18 protein-coding genes and 1 tRNA gene are annotated in these 15,374 nt (G+C 34.2%); 8 read left to right on the forward strand and 11 right to left on the reverse strand.

Annotated features, from left to right (window positions below; genetic code table 11):
* Position 1: 1 nt before the first annotated feature.
* Complete coding sequence (rpsO, locus tag ABWU28_RS00060; RefSeq protein ID WP_007302237.1) at positions 2-274, reverse strand: 30S ribosomal protein S15; 273 nt, start codon at positions 272-274, stop codon at positions 2-4.
* A 7-nt stretch (positions 275-281) separates the two neighbouring features.
* Complete coding sequence (gene truB / locus ABWU28_RS00065) at positions 282-1,343, reverse strand: tRNA pseudouridine(55) synthase TruB (RefSeq protein WP_007302236.1); 1,062 nt, start codon at positions 1,341-1,343, stop codon at positions 282-284.
* Positions 1,344-1,477: 134 nt separating this feature from the next.
* Between truB and ABWU28_RS00070 the strand changes: the two genes are divergently transcribed.
* Positions 1,478-1,912 (forward strand): collagen-like protein, encoded by a 435-nt coding sequence (locus ABWU28_RS00070; protein WP_353275246.1) that lies wholly within the window; start codon positions 1,478-1,480, stop codon positions 1,910-1,912.
* 60 nt (positions 1,913-1,972) lie between these two features.
* On the opposite strand, the gene ribD is transcribed toward ABWU28_RS00070, so the two are convergent.
* Positions 1,973-3,181 (reverse strand): bifunctional diaminohydroxyphosphoribosylaminopyrimidine deaminase/5-amino-6-(5-phosphoribosylamino)uracil reductase RibD, encoded by a 1,209-nt coding sequence (gene ribD / locus ABWU28_RS00075; RefSeq protein ID WP_096097224.1) that lies wholly within the window; start codon positions 3,179-3,181, stop codon positions 1,973-1,975.
* Complete coding sequence (locus tag ABWU28_RS00080; RefSeq protein WP_108783942.1) at positions 3,181-4,362, reverse strand: deoxyguanosinetriphosphate triphosphohydrolase; 1,182 nt, start codon at positions 4,360-4,362, stop codon at positions 3,181-3,183. The genes ribD and ABWU28_RS00080 overlap by 1 nt, the downstream gene beginning before the upstream one ends.
* A gap of 47 nt (positions 4,363-4,409) precedes the next feature.
* Between ABWU28_RS00080 and ABWU28_RS00085 the strand changes: the two genes are divergently transcribed.
* On the forward strand, positions 4,410-4,856 hold the full coding sequence (locus ABWU28_RS00085; RefSeq protein ID WP_019236790.1) for a HesB/IscA family protein: 447 nt from the start codon (positions 4,410-4,412) through the stop codon (positions 4,854-4,856).
* 26 nt (positions 4,857-4,882) lie between these two features.
* Positions 4,883-5,557 (forward strand): ABC transporter ATP-binding protein, encoded by a 675-nt coding sequence (locus tag ABWU28_RS00090; RefSeq protein ID WP_052264796.1) that lies wholly within the window; start codon positions 4,883-4,885, stop codon positions 5,555-5,557.
* Positions 5,558-5,804: 247 nt separating this feature from the next.
* Here the strand turns inward: ABWU28_RS00090 and ABWU28_RS00095 are convergent, their stop codons facing one another.
* On the reverse strand, positions 5,805-6,503 hold the full coding sequence (locus tag ABWU28_RS00095) for an alpha/beta hydrolase (protein WP_353275249.1): 699 nt from the start codon (positions 6,501-6,503) through the stop codon (positions 5,805-5,807).
* A 134-nt stretch (positions 6,504-6,637) separates the two neighbouring features.
* Here ABWU28_RS00095 and ABWU28_RS00100 point away from each other — a divergent pair, with 134 nt between their 5' ends.
* The 3 genes from ABWU28_RS00100 to ABWU28_RS00110 all read left to right on the forward strand — a co-directional run bounded on the left by ABWU28_RS00100 (position 6,638) and on the right by ABWU28_RS00110 (position 9,286).
* On the forward strand, positions 6,638-7,825 hold the full coding sequence (locus ABWU28_RS00100; protein WP_353275250.1) for a cysteine desulfurase family protein: 1,188 nt from the start codon (positions 6,638-6,640) through the stop codon (positions 7,823-7,825).
* 201 nt (positions 7,826-8,026) lie between these two features.
* Positions 8,027-8,749: a Bax inhibitor-1/YccA family protein gene (locus tag ABWU28_RS00105; protein ID WP_007302228.1), complete on the forward strand. Its 723-nt coding sequence runs from the start codon at positions 8,027-8,029 to the stop codon at positions 8,747-8,749.
* Positions 8,750-9,286 carry a cytochrome c oxidase assembly protein gene (locus ABWU28_RS00110; protein WP_010407017.1) on the forward strand — a complete coding sequence of 179 codons (537 nt, stop codon included), beginning with the start codon at positions 8,750-8,752 and terminating at the stop codon, positions 9,284-9,286. It abuts the gene before it with no gap.
* A gap of 44 nt (positions 9,287-9,330) precedes the next feature.
* Here the strand turns inward: ABWU28_RS00110 and ABWU28_RS00115 are convergent, their stop codons facing one another.
* Entirely contained in the window at positions 9,331-9,861 is a 531-nt protein-coding gene (locus ABWU28_RS00115) for an ankyrin repeat domain-containing protein (RefSeq protein WP_010407015.1), read from the reverse strand.
* A 281-nt stretch (positions 9,862-10,142) separates the two neighbouring features.
* On the opposite strand from ABWU28_RS00115, the gene ABWU28_RS00120 reads away from it, so the two are divergent.
* The gene (locus tag ABWU28_RS00120) at positions 10,143-11,120 is read left to right on the forward strand and encodes a quinone oxidoreductase family protein (RefSeq protein ID WP_265041853.1); all 978 of its coding nucleotides are present in this window, start codon (positions 10,143-10,145) and stop codon (positions 11,118-11,120) included.
* A 599-nt stretch (positions 11,121-11,719) separates the two neighbouring features.
* Positions 11,720-12,367 (forward strand): hypothetical protein, encoded by a 648-nt coding sequence (locus ABWU28_RS00125; protein ID WP_230608965.1) that lies wholly within the window; start codon positions 11,720-11,722, stop codon positions 12,365-12,367.
* A gap of 79 nt (positions 12,368-12,446) precedes the next feature.
* Here the strand turns inward: ABWU28_RS00125 and dapA are convergent, their stop codons facing one another.
* The 5 genes from dapA to ABWU28_RS00150 all read right to left on the reverse strand — a co-directional run bounded on the left by dapA (position 12,447) and on the right by ABWU28_RS00150 (position 15,374).
* Positions 12,447-13,334 (reverse strand): 4-hydroxy-tetrahydrodipicolinate synthase, encoded by an 888-nt coding sequence (dapA, locus tag ABWU28_RS00130; protein WP_353275253.1) that lies wholly within the window; start codon positions 13,332-13,334, stop codon positions 12,447-12,449.
* A gap of 9 nt (positions 13,335-13,343) precedes the next feature.
* Entirely contained in the window at positions 13,344-13,826 is a 483-nt protein-coding gene (gene ssb / locus ABWU28_RS00135) for a single-stranded DNA-binding protein (RefSeq protein WP_006014313.1), read from the reverse strand.
* Between the two features lie 68 nt (positions 13,827-13,894).
* Positions 13,895-13,968, reverse strand: a tRNA-Arg gene (locus tag ABWU28_RS00140).
* Between the two features lie 12 nt (positions 13,969-13,980).
* Positions 13,981-14,769 (reverse strand): hypothetical protein, encoded by a 789-nt coding sequence (locus ABWU28_RS00145; protein WP_052264933.1) that lies wholly within the window; start codon positions 14,767-14,769, stop codon positions 13,981-13,983.
* On the reverse strand, positions 14,766-15,374 hold the full coding sequence (locus ABWU28_RS00150; RefSeq protein ID WP_010406999.1) for a hypothetical protein: 609 nt from the start codon (positions 15,372-15,374) through the stop codon (positions 14,766-14,768). Before ABWU28_RS00150 ends, ABWU28_RS00145 begins: the two co-directional genes overlap by 4 nt.

The following is a 15,374-nucleotide window of genomic DNA, read 5'->3' on the forward strand; positions in this document are numbered from 1 at the left end:
ATTATTTTCTAATGCCTAACTTCTCTATTAACTCTTGATAGGCTTCATTACCAAATTTACGTTTTATATAATTTAAGTGCTTGCGCCTTCTACCTATCAATATAAGTAAACCGCGCTTAGAATTATGGTCATGCTTATGCGCTTTAAAATGCTCAGTTAAATTACTGATCCTCTCGGTTAAAATTGCACACTGTACAAAAGATGAACCTGTATCATCTTCTTTAATTGCATATGTACTAATCAAACTTTTTTTCTTTTGGGATGTTATTGACATCTAAACCTCATTTCAAAATATTAAAAACACGAATAGGCTTCACATAACCATGAGTAAAACTGCAAATTGCAATAGGTACATTACCCACTATCGTACAAAAAATATCATAATTCTTTAAATTACGCAAGTTATTTAATATAATTTCTTGACCTTTTCTGATTTTCTCCGCTTCCTCTAAGGAAATTTCAACTTTGAACATCGATTTTAAAGCCGATTCAATGGGAATGATGAAGCCTTTTGTATTACCTCCATCATCTTCTGTCATCCCACCCTCCGATGTCATCCCAGTGTCAAGCACTGGGATCAAGCCTATTTCATCACGAACATTGTTTTTGACATATGCTCCTAGAATCTTTTGTCCATTACATGATTTGTAAGTATTTGTATCCAGTGTCAAGCACTGGGGAGAGTAAGTTGTTGTGTTTTTTTTAGTAAGTTGCTCAATTGTCACTGATTCATCTTCCTTAAAATCACCTACCATCGTTCTTCTTAATTGTGTAATATGTCCAAAACAATTTAATTCAATTCCAAGATCTCTTGCAATTGATCTTACATATACGCCGCTACCGCAGATCATAGAAAAATCGGCAATATTATTTATGGTGTCCAAAAATATCATCTTTAGTTCATGTATTTTGACTTGTCGAGGTTTTATATTTACCTTTTGCCCACTTCTTGCTAATTTATATGCTCTTGCTCCCTTGATTTTCACTGCTGAAAATTGAGGAGGAGTTTGTGTTATCTCACCAATAAAATCCTTAATCGCACAGTTTATTTGGTTATATTCGGGTTTTATATCGCTAGTTCTAATGATATCACCACCCAAATCATCCGTAGTTGTTTGTTTTCCCCATTTTATTGTGAAATTGTATGCCTTTAAGTCACAAGATAAATACGGTATAGTTTTTGTTGCTTCACCAAGAGCGATCGGTAATATACCTGAAGCCAAAGGATCAAGTGTTCCCAAATGTCCGGCTTTTTTTATTCCAAAAATCCTTTTAATTTGAGTTACAGCTTGTGCAGAACTCATTCCTGTTGGTTTATCAAGATTCAGCCAGCCATTTACCATGTATCAATCTTACATAATTAGTAACAATTTAGAAAGTAGATAAAATATTAAGTTGTTAATAAAAATGCTTGACTAGTGTGCATTGTTAATATACAATTAACTTTTTATTAACCTTAATTAAGGAGGAAGTAATTATGACTACTATATGGAAATTGAAAAATATAGCACCCATAACAAAAATGAGTATTGAAAGTACAGTTGCAACTGCATCTTTAGCAGCAGCAATAACAACATTATTGATTGCTACTAAAGTAATTGCTGGACCTGCATCTTTAGCACTTATTGCTAGCCCTGCTGGAATTGCAGTTCTGTTTATTGCCGCTGTATATTTTGTCGCAGCAGCTTGTGCTTCATATCAGCAAATGAATGCAATGGAAAATGTTAAGGGTGAAAAAGGCGATAAGGGTGACCAAGGACCTCAGGGTGAGAAAGGCTCACAAGGTGATAAGGGTGAACAAGGACCAGTTTGTGATAAAGATGAAGTTGTGCAAACATTGCTTGATAAACTTAAAGACGATGGTGTTAAACAGCAATTTAAGCATGCACTTGACCTTTCATCAATAAATTAGCATAACCAGAGGTAGATTTTCTACCTCTTCCTTTATCTCTATTATTCAAGTGGATAAAGGCTACTGTGACTTATCCCACAACTCAACCACATCCTCACTGAACTCTATTATCTCTACTTTTTTAAATTGGTAACAGTTGTTGATGGATTGAATTCCTAAATTCCCTACAAAAGGAGTGGCATCATTGCCTAGAATTTTACCACTGCGGCAGATTATCAGCCTATCGATTAAATCGTGCTTCAATAACTCTGTAATTAACACTCCTCCACCTTCAACTAATAACCTTGTTATACCAATTTCTGAAACAAGTTTTGATGCCATGTCTTTGAGGCAGACTTTGCCAGCATTGTTTGAATTAACTACTAAGTAGTTAATGTTTTTTATTTTTTTCTTTACTTTATTGTTTGTAATTACCCAAGTTGAACCTCCTGTCATCCCAGTGCGTGACACTGGGATCCATTCTTCTTCTTTTTTTCTAGATTCCAGCGTCACGCGCTGGAATGACATCGAAAGGTATGCTGTTGGCTCTTTGCTTAAATCATGGTTATATAAGGTATCTGCAGTCTTTGCAATATTATGCTCTTCCTGCAATTTCCCTTGGCTATCGATAATTAGCCTTATTGGCGACCTGTTTTCGAGTCCTGGTAATCTGCAAGTTAAGAGTGGATCGTCACTAACAAGGGTATTGCTGCCAATCATAATTGCGTCATATTTTGCTCTGAGCTCATGTATCCAATTTCTCGTATCTTCACTTGTTATCCATTTGCTATCACCTGTAAACGTTGCGATTTTTCCATCGAGAGTTGTTGCGATTTTGCAAGCTATGAATGGTCTATGGAGTTTCTTGGTGGTAAAAAAGCCAACATTCAGCTTCTCTGCTTCTTTCTGCATAATACCTTGCTTCACTTCAATTCCTGCTTCTTTCAGAGCTTTAATTCCTCCGCCTGAAACTCTACTATCTGGATCAATTGCTGCAATCACTACCTTTCTTATTCCTGATTTTATGATTTCTGCAGTGCAAGGTTCTGTAACTCCAAAGTGGCAGCATGGTTCAAGAGTGACGTACATAGTTGCACCATGAGTTAAATCTTTAGCATTTTGCAAAGCAACTACTTCTGCATGTGGGCGCCCACCGATTCCTGTGTAGCCTTCACCGATCACCATACCGTCTTTTACAATGACACATCCAACAGTGGGATTTGGTGCAACACTTCCAAGACTTTTTTCTGCAAGTTTTAATGCGATCGACATGAAATAATCTTCAGTCATTAGAAAGAAGTCATTTCGTATGAGGTATCAAAAATTCTTCTGTGCTCGTGTATGGCAAATCTATCTGTCATACCTGAGATATAATCACATATTATTACTGAACGCTGAGATTCACAAGCAAGCTTGTTCCACTCTATAGGTAATAACCCTGGGTTTTCATAAAAACATTGAAAAAGCTCCTGTACTATACGTTTTGCTTTGTTCATTGTTCTATTCAATTTATAGCTTCTGTATATTTTTTCCATGTTAAATTTTTTCATCTCTTTTGTGGCATTTGCAACTTCTGGTGAAAATGTGACTAGCATTGTATTTAGACCTCTTACATCTTCTACGCTTTTTATTTTGTAGTCTTTAATATTTTTTTCAGTCTGAAAAACGACATCATTTATCATAATCCCTATAGTTTTACTCAGTGATTCATGTATGAGTTTACTTTGGGCCAATTCTGAATATTCGCTTTTTACTTCTTTGAACATTTTGCCAATTAAAGGAACATCGAGCAAATCTTCGATGGTTACTAAATTTGCCCTGAGTGCATCATCAAGATCGTGAACACTGTAAGCAATATCATCGGCAATTGAAGCAACTTGTGCTTCAATGCTTGAAAATTCCTCAAGTTTTAGATCATATTTTTCATTATATTTTAATAGCAGCTGATTATTTGTAGAAGACTCCGCGTTTTGACCAAGCAAGGGACCGTTATGCTTTGCAACACCTTCAATCACTTCCCAACTTAGATTCATGCCATTAAAGTCAGCATGTTTTTGTTCAAGATAAGTTAAAATCCTTATAGCTTGAACATTATGATCAAACTTATACTTCTCCTTATCAACTTGAACTAGAGCATCCTCACCTGTGTGACCAAATGGAGGATGACCAAGGTCATGTGCAAGCGCTATGCATTCAGTGATGTCCTCATCTAAGCCAAGTCTACGAGCAATGGATCTTGCAATTTGTGCAACTTCAAGGCTATGAGTTAGCCGAGTACGATAGTAATCATGCTCATAATTGATAAAAACTTGTGTTTTGTACCCCAATTTCCTAAACGCATTAGAGTGAATAATGCGGTCCCTATCACGCTGAAAGCAGCTGCGATTTTCATCTTCTGGCTCTTTAAAATTTCTTCCTTTTGTTTTATTTGGAAAGCACGCGTAACTTAATAGAAAATTATTGTTTGACATGTAAAATTTCTACTATAATAGGTTATCAATAATGAACGGTGGTTGTTATGTCAACAGATTACAATATTAGCTTAACTGACAATGCATTAAGGAAAATCCACTCCCTTGTAGAACAGGAAGGAGATGAGAGTTCTGTTTTGCGGGTTGCAGTTTCAGGTGGTGGATGCTCTGGCTTCAAGTATAATTTTCTTATGGATCAAATAAATAAGAAGATGTCTTTGGGTGACGATTTTGACGATGATGAAGACGACGATTTTGACGATGACGAAGATAGCGAGGATTATAGAAGCCACTCCAGTTTTAGTGAAAAAGGTAAAGATATAGTAATTAATGATGAGAATGGAAACCCTGTGTTAATGGTTGATAATTGTTCAGCGAAATTTTTAAATAATTCAACTATAGATTATACTGAAGATCTAAGTGGTTCTGGTTTTCAAATCAAGAATGCTCTCGCTAAGTCTCGATGTGGGTGTGGTAACAGTTTCTCGGTCTAATTCTCCCTCCTGGATCTTTTTATAATATGGACAGTGATGTAGCACTAGAGCTAGCTTCTGTGAGTAAGAGCTTCAAAAAAAGTCCTGCTATTGTAGAAGATATCAATCTGAGTCTTACAAGAGGGCAAGTAGTTGCATTGATCGGCAGTTCAGGATCAGGAAAAACAACTATATTGCAAATTGCAGGCCTATTGGATAAGCCAACTTTAGGTGTAGTGACAGTAGATGGAGTAAATTGCACGCAAGCCAGCAATAAATATAAAACTCATGTAAGAAGAAATTTTCTTAGCTTTGTTTATCAATTTCACTATTTATTACAAGAGTTATCAGTGTTGGAAAACGTTATGCTTCCTCAGCTTATTGCAAGAAGAAGCAAAGCTGAAGCAAAAAAAAAATCGCAAGCAATATTAGAAAAATTTGGTCTGGAAAATAAAGCAAGTAGTATGGTATCTGAAATTTCTGGTGGAGAAAGGCAGAGGGTTGCAATTGCAAGAAGCATTGTAAACTCTCCAAAGCTTTTACTTGCAGATGAGCCAACGGGAAATTTAGACCCAACAAATTCTTTGAATGTATTTTTGCTGTTACATTCATATGTAAAGGAAAATAACAGCTCTATGCTTATAGTAACACACAACTATATCCTTGCAGAAAAAGCAGATCACATTTTTCAGTTAAAAAACCGATCATTAGTAAAGCTGTAAATGGAAGAAACAAGTACAATACAAAGCTACCTATAACTTGTACTTATTTAACCAATGGTCATTAACGGAGTATAATTCGCATGAAATGCTTTCATTATTTTTTATACACGGACTCTTTAACTTACGCTGTTTACTTAGAAAGCATCCTGACAGCATAAACATTGCTAAAACGAGAAATAATAATTGCCTAAACATAACAAGACTTTTTTTATTTATATTAATACGTTCATTTCTCTCATTTGTAAAGTTAGGCATATTCTTTTACCCTTATCTCTTTTTTAGCTTTCTGAGGAGAAGTAGCTGCACTGTTTAAACGTAGTTTTATATAATTATCTATAATTTGAGCTACTTCCTCTTCTTTATCCCTTAAAAAGTGGTTAGTATCGTCTACTATATGGTATTCCATATGGTTATTTTTTACCGAATTTATTAACCTTTGTGCTAATTCTGTTACATCGCTTTCTTCTGAAATTGTATCATTATTACTTTGTATTATAAGTCCAGGAACTGGGCAAGGAGAGAGAAAAGAGAAATCGTACTTAGTTGCTGGAAGAGAAAGGGCAACAAAACTTACTATCTCTGGACGGCGCATTGTCAATTGCATAGCTACCCATGCTCCAAAAGAAAAACCGACTATCCAAATTGGAACATTGTTAGAGTTATGCTCCTGAAGCCAATCAATAGCTACTGCAGCATCAGTTAATTCTCCTATACCCTTATCAAAAGTTCCGGTAGATTTTCCGACACCACGAAAATTAATTGTCAATGCAGAAAAGTTATTATCGATAAAAGATTCATATATAGTATGTATAATCTTACTATCCATACTACCACCATATTGAGGGTGATGATGTAAAATTAGCACAACTGGTGCATTGGTATCTTTGCTTTGATGGTATCTACCTTCTATCTTTTTTGTTGAATTATTTAAAAAGACTTCTACCATGATAACTCCTAATAAAAACCTGTTTTGACAGGTGTTGATAATGTAAATTGTTTATTAATTATGTATTAATTTCCCTGTTTTTGCAATAAATTTTTATCGTGTTAAAGTTAACATACATAATTGGTTAATGGTAAGTGACAAATAAGCCTGTGAGTTTATTCTCTCTGGAAGATAGTAGTTGTGTGTATGCCGATTATAATGCAACTGCTCCAGTGAGTAAAAATGTAAAAAAAAGTATACTTGAGATTTTGTCAAAACAAACACTAAATCCATCATCGCTGCATAAAAGAGGACAAGAAGCGAGGAAGATTCTTAAAGAGGTAAGAGATAACGTACGTGATGCTCTTGACGTTCCAAATGATAAAGAAATAGTTTTTACGTCTGGTGCAACTGAAGCAAACAACCTCGTCATGAGAGGAATGAAAGGCTATCTGCATGTAATTTCAGCTACAGAGCATCCTTCAATTCTTAATTCTGCATATAATCCACATATAATACCCGTTAATCAAGAGGGTATTGTTGACTTTTTAGAGCTAGAAAAAATTCTAAGCGAACTTGAAGGGAATAAAGTAATAATTTCAGTGATGATGGCTAATAACGAAACTGGAGTTATCCAGCCTGTTAAGGAAATAGCTAAAATGGCACATAAATTCGGGGCAATCTGTCACACTGACGCTGCTCAAAGTGTTGGGAAAATCGAATTAAATATGAAAGATTTAGAAGTGGATTTACTTACTTTATCTGCTCACAAATTTGGTGGTATAGCAGGTAGTGGAGTTTTAATATTTGACAAAAAGCTTGTAATAGAACCTACTATAATAGGTGGTGGGCAAGAAAAAGGATTGCGTGGTGGTACAGAAAACATTGTTGCAATTGCAGGTCTTTCTGCTGCATTGCAAAACATTCCAGATCTTCTATCAAAAATGAATGAAGTGGAGAAGCTGCGTGATCAATTGGAGTGTGAATTATTAAGTCTTGTCAGTGATATCAAGATCTTTGGCAGAAATTCTAAAAGATTGCCAAATACAAGTTTCATTTATATGCCGAGAGTGAAGAATGATCTGCAGCTCATGTGCTTTGACTTAAATAATATTGCAGTCAGCAATGGTTCTGCATGTTCTTCTGGAAAAGTTGGGCCTTCTCATGTTTTGCTTGCAATGGGAGCAACAAAAGAGCAAGCAGAATGTTCAATTAGAATCAGTATAGGTCCGGAGGTTAAACCGCGAGACATAGAAAAAATAGTGGATTGTTGGTATAGTATCTATAAGAAGAATGCTTTAGTAAATGCAAAAACTACTTTCACCATTCCCCTTAAATCATGATAGAGGGAATGGTGAAAGTAATTTCTATTGCCAGAGGTTGTTATAATAGTTAAATGCTGCTGAAAACCGATTTGCTTATAGTTATGGAAGAAATTCTCTAATTGCATACCACACCATTCAATTGTAGTATGTCATTTTATACTTGATAAAAACGCTGTATTGTATTATAATATATCATCAAGAGATAATAAGGAGTTACATATGTCTTATATGAAAAACGAACAGGATATTCGCTCTCAGGGCGTTTATTATAGTGCTGGACTCAGGAGTTACCTAACTAAAGTATACAATTATATGGCTTTAGCTTTAGGTGTTACAGGGCTTGTTGCGTTTTTAACAGTGTTTTCTGGTCTTTTCCAGGTGATTTATTCCAATCCTGTTCTATCGCTTGTGGTAATGCTATCTCCAGTTGCATTGGTGTTTTATATGTCTTTTAGGCTTCAACACCTAAGTGCTCAGTCAACACTTACTGTATTTTTTCTATTCTCAGTTTTAATGGGAATTTCTTTATCTCATATTTTTATAATTTATACTGCAGAAAATATAGCGAGAGCATTTTTCATTACATCGATCATGTTTGGTTCTATGGCTTTATATGGTAATACTACAAAAAAAGATCTTACCAGCATGGGTTCTTTTTTGATTATGGGAATCTGGGGGTTAATCATTGCATCTATAGTTAATCTGTTTCTTGGAAGCAGTCCTCTCTATTTTGCAATATCGTTTGTATCAGTGATAGTGTTTACTTTAATGACCGCATACGATGCTCAGAGAATCAAAGATGTTTATTATAGATATAATGATGGCTCAGAAGTTGCAACTACTAAGCTGGCAATACTTGGTGCAACTAATCTTTACTTTGACTTCATCAATATATTCCTCAATTTACTCAGGTTACTTAACTTGTTCAACAATAAGGATTAGATGATTTCCTTTTTAAGGGGAAACAATAAAAGTTCTATAGTTTTCCTCCTAATATCTTTAGTGGTATTGATGCTGTGTCTTGCATATGCTTCAGTACCGTTGTATAGCATCTTTTGTAAAGCTACTGGATATGGTGGCACAACGAGAAAAGTAACTAATGCAACAATAAATGCAACTGACCAAAAAATCAGGGTTCACCTTAATGCTGATATAATATCAGGTCTGCCTTGGGAATTTAAATCAGAAACTAACTACATCGATACAAATATAGGGCAACAAAGTTTAGTATTTTATTATGCAAAAAATTTATCTGATCAGCCTTCTTTTGGAATGGCAGTGTATAATGTCACACCTTTTAAAGCAGGTAAATATTTCAATAAAGTTGCATGCTTTTGTTTTGAAGAGCAAATGCTGCTACCAAAACAAAAAGCGGCTATGCCCGTATCCTTTTACGTAGACCCTGAAATAATGCGTGACAATAGTACAAAAGATTTAAGTGAAATAACACTATCATATACGTTTTTTAAGCTTAAATAACAAACCTTTTCCTATTGTAATCCGAACAAGGTTGTACGATACATCTATTGAATTGAGCAGGAGCTCTTATTTGCTTTTTGCACACTGACTACTTGTGTTTCAGTGTTCGTTGTTGCTAATTCCCATCCTTCATTATTTGCTTCACAAGCATTCCAACATTGAGCCAACTCCTTATTATTTTTTACAGAATCTGGTATTTCTATGTTGGGATTTTTTTCTAATGTATGCTTAATTAGAATCTCACAGCAATTTTTGCGTTCAATTGACTTATCCTTACAATATAATTCAGCAACACACTCTAAAGCAGTGTTTCCATTGTAGTTTTCATCTGGGCTATCATTCACTCCCGCTTTTATGAGAGCCTTTAATATGTCCGGAGAATGGGTCAAAACACAGGTATGTAAATATCCTTTTTCGTTTTGCACATTAGCTCCTGCTTTTATTAAAACTTGCGCTAGATTTGTTAAAGTGTACGGTTTATAGTTAATGGCGATGGAAAAAAGACTATCTATTGGAAAGCCATCATAATCTTTCAAGTCAAATCTGTGATTAATATCAAATCCTTTTTTTCCCAAGAAGTATATAAATATTTACAATAGTCTCCTTTTTTATCTGATTTTTGCATTTTACATTTTAACCTTTCTTTTATTTTTATTATTGGTATCTAAATCGTCATCTTCATCCACTTCACACAACACATTGAATAAAACACCATAAAGCCAAGTTTCTCTGTTTGTCATAATTTGTGCCTCAAAACTATTAACAATACGCTTATGTAGTGTATAAACTCTAAATAACATTTTGCAAAATATTAATTGCTAGATAACATAATTAAAGTTTTTGTCTTACATTTATCATGGTTAGAGCTATACAAATTAAAAAAACTGGGGGGCCAGAAGTATTAGAATTTGTAGATAAGAGCATAGGTGAGCCAAAAGATGAGGAAGTCTTAATACGTCATACAACTATCGGCTTAAATCGTTATGATTTAGAACACAGAAAAGGTACACGCAAAATTAAAGATCTGCCATCAGTACTTGGAGTAGAGGCAGTAGGAGTTGTTGAAAAGCTTGGTAAAAAAATTAGTGATGGACTTAAGGTTGGAGATAGAGTTGGATATTGCACAGCTCTTCCAGGGGCATATTGTGAAAAGCGCATTGTACACCAGAAATATTTGATAAAAATTCCGAATGATATACCTGATGAAGTTGCTGCTGCAGTATTGTTTAAAGGTATGACAGCTCACTATTTAGTTAATCAATCTTATAAAATCAGGCCTGGTGCTTTTGTACTAGTTCATGGAGCTAATGGTGGTTTGGGGCAAATAATATGCCAATGGGCAAAGGATAAAAAAGGTATAGTGATAGGTTCTATAAGCTCTGACGAAAAAATGAAGATAGCTTTACAAAATGGCTGCACATACGCAATAAACTACAATGATAAAGATTTCGTTTCTAAAATCATGGAGATTACGAAAAATAGAGGAGTAGGTGCAGTGTATGACCCTATAGGTTACGCTACAAGCAAGCTCTCTTTTGAATCTTTGGGTAAGTTTGGCATATATGTTTCCTATGGGCAGATATCAGGTAATGCTCCTATTAATTTCTCTTTACTTAGTTCGCGTTCGTTATTTGCAGCTGGAACTTCGATATATCACTATAAGCATGATAAATTTACATTAGTGCTTACTGCAATGGAAATATTCGAGATGATAAGAAAAAAACTTTTAATCGTACGAATTAATAAAAAATATAAATTTGATGAAATAATAGGGGCTCATCGTGACATGGAAAATAGAAAAATAAGTGGGCTAAATATCATCAAAGTTTCTTAAAATAAATTAGTAACCTAAAATAATTATTCATTAAGTCATATCAACAAGAATTTCATATGGTTAATTCTCTTTTTGGGAAAGTTAAAAGCATACAGCTGAACTGACTGAGATTTTTACCGGACTAGTTTGAAAAACTTGTCATTCTGCTACTCGTTAGTGGCGTGGTAATGCGATGTTTTATCTATAGATATTATGTTCACAGTAGTTTCAAAAGAAGCTGAGTAAATAAGTTATATTTCAAATTAGATTTGGTGTCACATCTAACATTATAAGTATTATCACTTTAATAGTATATGGAGCTGTTATTTTTCTTTTAAATGAATGCTTTTTTCTGTTTTACAATAGTTTTAGAGTTGAGGTTATAGTACTTAGAAAGTTTACATTGCTTTATGAATTGTCTCTGTTGTTCTGATATATCCAGTAATCATAAGTTCTCCTTTAATGGCATTTTGTTCTCATGTTTTATATACCATTACACTCTGGGACCATACATATAAGGCTAAAGTTTGCTGAAAGTCAATTAAAATTACTTAATAAATTGACTATATAAACTAAAAATGCTAGTATTATATTATTAATTTTAAGTAAAGGTACATACTATGAGCTATACAAGAGAACAGTTAAAAGAGGCGAGGCAAGCAAAAAGTAACCTAGAAAAGAAATTTGAATCAAAACTAGAACTAGCAGCAGGCACAATAGTGATACTAACAATAGCACTAGGAATGGGCGCTGTTACTGGGGCTCTTGCAGGTTTAGCTCTAAGTTATGTTAACTTGCCACCTCTCATTGCAGGTGGAATCATTGGTTCTGCAATGTTATTAGTAGGCTTAATCAAGGCTTGTTTTTTCTCAAAAACTACAAATCTCAACGATATACCAGAAGGCATGTCCAAAGAACATGAACAAATTTTGAGAGAATATAGCAACAGCGCTGAATATAAAATTAAAAATTATGCAAATACTATCAGTATTATTGGTGTTTTTTTTGGAGTTGGAGCAGGACTAGTTGCTCTTGGTTTTACATCACCCGCAGCTATAGGTGCTTTAACTTTTGTAGTGAGTGTGATTGCTTGTATTCCTTTAAGTTTCTTAATTGATAAAGCAATTGAGTGCTTTTTTCCAGAAGGAAATAGACAGCCAGGTAGTTCCGTTGATGGGGAGATATACAAAGGAAATAAACAGCCAGGTAGCTCAGTTGATAGTGATGTGAAAATTGTTGATGGGGATGTGTGCAGGAGAGTATTTTAAGAGACGATAGATAGAAGTTTTTGAAGAGGATTTAGCCCATTTTTTTGTGTTAAGTATAATTGAATTATCAGCTTAATTCCTAATCCTGCATAGCTAGTTGATTTTCCCATCCAAGAATCATTTTATTAGCTTGCCTCAATGTTTCAATAGAAGGCAAATCTTCTGTGCTGAGTGGTAGGCGGACAGTTTTGTGTTCTATGAGCCCAATGTCATGCAAAAGTGCTTTAGTAGGTATTGGATTGCTGGCAGTAAATAGAGCTTTGCAAGCTTGTTGCCAACTGTCTGCTTGAGGGTTCTTGCCGCTCATGCATTGCTTAACATATTCATGTACTACACTTGGCCAAACATTGGCAGCAACAGAAACCAGACCAGCCGCACCCTTAGCAGCCATATCAAATATTATATTATCGTCCCCACAAAACACCTCAATATTTGGTGCAACTTTCTTATACTGAGTTAAAGTATCAACGGTGCCACTTGAATCTTTGATAGCCCAAAATTTTTCGTGGCTGGATAAGTTGCGTACAGTTTCAGCGTGAAGACTCACTCCTGCTCTTGATGGAATATTGTAAAGCATGGCTGGCACATGTGCTTTTTCAAGCAGCTTTTCAAACCATAAAGTTTGCCCCATGATTCCAGGCTTTGCATAAATGGGAGTTGTCATTAGATAGCCATGAATAGGCATACCCTTGCAAAAATCAAGCCATTCAAGAGTCTGATATAGATTCACTCCTGGTACACCAATTATAATTTTCGTATTTAATTTTAGCTCACATACAAATTCAACTAATGTGCGCTTTTCAGAATCAGTAAGTGATAAGCTTTCACCTGTGCTACCTAGCAACACTACACCATTTTCAGCTTCAGCTTGCATTGTTAGTAAACGCTGCAAGCTTTGGTAATCTATACTATCTCCACTGCAATTAAAAGGAGTAACACAAGCAGTCCATAAAAATGTAGATTTCAATTGAAGTTATTAAAATGGTATTTCATCATCGATTAGTTCGTCTTTTATATCGTTGTCAAAACTTCCGTGTTTATCTTTTTGTTCTGTTTCATTTTGTTTGTATTCACTTGGCTTGTAATCAGAGTTTGACATACTGTTTCGTGAATCTAAAAGGGTAAGGGCACTATTAAAGTTATATAGCACCACCTCTGTCGTATACCTTTCGCTACCATTTTGGTCAGTCCATTTTCTAGTTCTCAGAGAACCTTCAACGTAAACTTTACTACCTTTGCGCGCAAAATCCTTAACAATTTTTACTAATCCTTCACTAAAAATTACAATATTATGCCATTCTGTCTTTTCAGAGCGCGTACCAGAAAATTTGTCAGTCCAACTTTCAGATGTGGCTATCGAAAAACTTGCCATCTCTTTTCCATTTTGTGTAGTCCTAATTTCAGGATCTTTTCCTAGATTACCAACTAATATGACTTTATTTATAGTACCACTAGACATAATTATGCTTTAAAATAAATCTCTTTATTATCTTATGTGAGAGTATTATTGTCAAATTTAATTAAAAACGCGCTTGGAGGGATTCGAACCCGCGACCTTTGCCTCCGGAGGGCAACGCTCTATCCAACTGAGCTACAAGCGCAGATGTATTAGATTATTTAATAGATAAACTATCTAAATCAAATTTTTGTTCTGGATAAAGCGTAAACATAATACCTCCATGTCCAAAATGTACATTTTTAGAATTGCTTATCCGTTCTTTTGTTATCTTTTGGTTTACAGCCCATGAAAAAGTTACATAATTTTCAGTTACTGAGTGCACTTTTAAATCCTTAGTATTTATAAACAACTTTCCATTTACCCATATTTTCCATGTATCGGGGGAAAAGTATAAAATTGAATCTAAACTGACTACTTTACAATTGAAATTTTCTTCCTCTGTAACTCCTGAAGACTGTAAGTTAAACTTTTCCATCTCACTAACTATTCTATTAACCTGCTCTTCATCAAAAAAAATGCTTTTTATGCTACCATATTGCGATAAAGTACTCTCTGCTGCCTCTTTTATTATATCGTCTCGATCTATATAATAATTGTTGATAAAAAAACACTCCTTCGCACGCAAATTTGCTATATCAATGAAGTCATTTATTTCTTGATTTCCAACTTTTAAAATACTTTTTAAGTACTTCTTTTCTATAATCATTCCATCATTAGAATGATGACAGACCATTTCATCATTGCCTTGTCTTTCTATATATACACATAAATTTTCACTATTTAACCCTAATATTTTATGCTCAATAAAATCTTCATTACTAATATGCTGTTGGCAAGAATATTTTTTACAAATCCCTATATTTTCTACAAGATCTTCGCAATTGCAATATGCACTAACATTAAAAAACAGCAGCGTAAAAATAAAAAACAACTTTATATTCATCTACTTAATATGGTATACCAATCAAAAACTATACTAGCTCTCACTATCTCTATCATATTACCACTTAAAATCTGGTTTATAACTTTAGCATCTATATTTCTCTGCTTATTCAAGGTAAGAGATCTGATCATAACATAACCAGGAAGATTTGGAATAGACTGTAGAAATAAAAAAATATGCTTATCGCTAATTGAGCTTAAACTTAGAACCACTTCACTTCTTATTACTTTTGTATGTTCACTTTTATTGTGGAGTTCAGCTTCTTCAGGTATAGAAATTGATATTTCAGGTTCTAACATGTAGTGTTTTTTATATAGCTTGTTAAGCTCAAAATTTAAATTTGTAATGTATCTGCTACTATGTAAGTTTGAAGAAGAAATTCTTTTCCATAAATCTAGGTTTTTATTTAGAACGACTTCTTTCTTTTGAATTTCAATGATCTGTAAATTAATAGAGCGTATTTCCTCAGCTGCAGTTTGATTTTTATTATAAACCTTTTTGTTATAGATAATAAAACACGTTGATAACCCTATTAATACAATAGATAACAATAAGTAATATATGCACTGAATTGTAGCTTTTCTTTTTAGTTGAGAGATAGTCAT

Origin of the sequence: Wolbachia endosymbiont (group B) of Pilophorus perplexus (assembly GCF_964028155.1) — a bacterium.
GTDB lineage: Bacteria > Pseudomonadota > Alphaproteobacteria > Rickettsiales > Anaplasmataceae > Wolbachia.

Excerpts from the sequence above, each read along its gene's own strand:
- ABWU28_RS00080 (WP_108783942.1), bottom strand. The coding sequence starts at position 4,362 with ATGTCAAACAATAATTTTCTATTAAGTTACGCGTGCTTTCCAAATAAA.
- ABWU28_RS00085 (WP_019236790.1), top strand. The coding sequence starts at position 4,410 with ATGTCAACAGATTACAATATTAGCTTAACTGACAATGCATTAAGGAAA.
- ribD (WP_096097224.1), bottom strand. The coding sequence starts at position 3,181 with ATGACTGAAGATTATTTCATGTCGATCGCATTAAAACTTGCAGAAAAA.
- ABWU28_RS00090 (WP_052264796.1), top strand. The coding sequence starts at position 4,883 with ATGGACAGTGATGTAGCACTAGAGCTAGCTTCTGTGAGTAAGAGCTTC.
- ABWU28_RS00145 (WP_052264933.1), bottom strand. The coding sequence starts at position 14,769 with ATGAATATAAAGTTGTTTTTTATTTTTACGCTGCTGTTTTTTAATGTT.
- truB (WP_007302236.1), bottom strand. The coding sequence starts at position 1,343 with ATGGTAAATGGCTGGCTGAATCTTGATAAACCAACAGGAATGAGTTCT.
- ABWU28_RS00105 (WP_007302228.1), top strand. The coding sequence starts at position 8,027 with ATGTCTTATATGAAAAACGAACAGGATATTCGCTCTCAGGGCGTTTAT.
- ABWU28_RS00150 (WP_010406999.1), bottom strand. The coding sequence starts at position 15,374 with ATGACTATCTCTCAACTAAAAAGAAAAGCTACAATTCAGTGCATATAT.
- ABWU28_RS00125 (WP_230608965.1), top strand. The coding sequence starts at position 11,720 with ATGAGCTATACAAGAGAACAGTTAAAAGAGGCGAGGCAAGCAAAAAGT.
- rpsO (WP_007302237.1), bottom strand. The coding sequence starts at position 274 with ATGTCAATAACATCCCAAAAGAAAAAAAGTTTGATTAGTACATATGCA.
- ABWU28_RS00110 (WP_010407017.1), top strand. The coding sequence starts at position 8,750 with ATGATTTCCTTTTTAAGGGGAAACAATAAAAGTTCTATAGTTTTCCTC.
- ABWU28_RS00120 (WP_265041853.1), top strand. The coding sequence starts at position 10,143 with ATGGTTAGAGCTATACAAATTAAAAAAACTGGGGGGCCAGAAGTATTA.
- ABWU28_RS00070 (WP_353275246.1), top strand. The coding sequence starts at position 1,478 with ATGACTACTATATGGAAATTGAAAAATATAGCACCCATAACAAAAATG.
- ABWU28_RS00095 (WP_353275249.1), bottom strand. The coding sequence starts at position 6,503 with ATGGTAGAAGTCTTTTTAAATAATTCAACAAAAAAGATAGAAGGTAGA.
- ssb (WP_006014313.1), bottom strand. The coding sequence starts at position 13,826 with ATGTCTAGTGGTACTATAAATAAAGTCATATTAGTTGGTAATCTAGGA.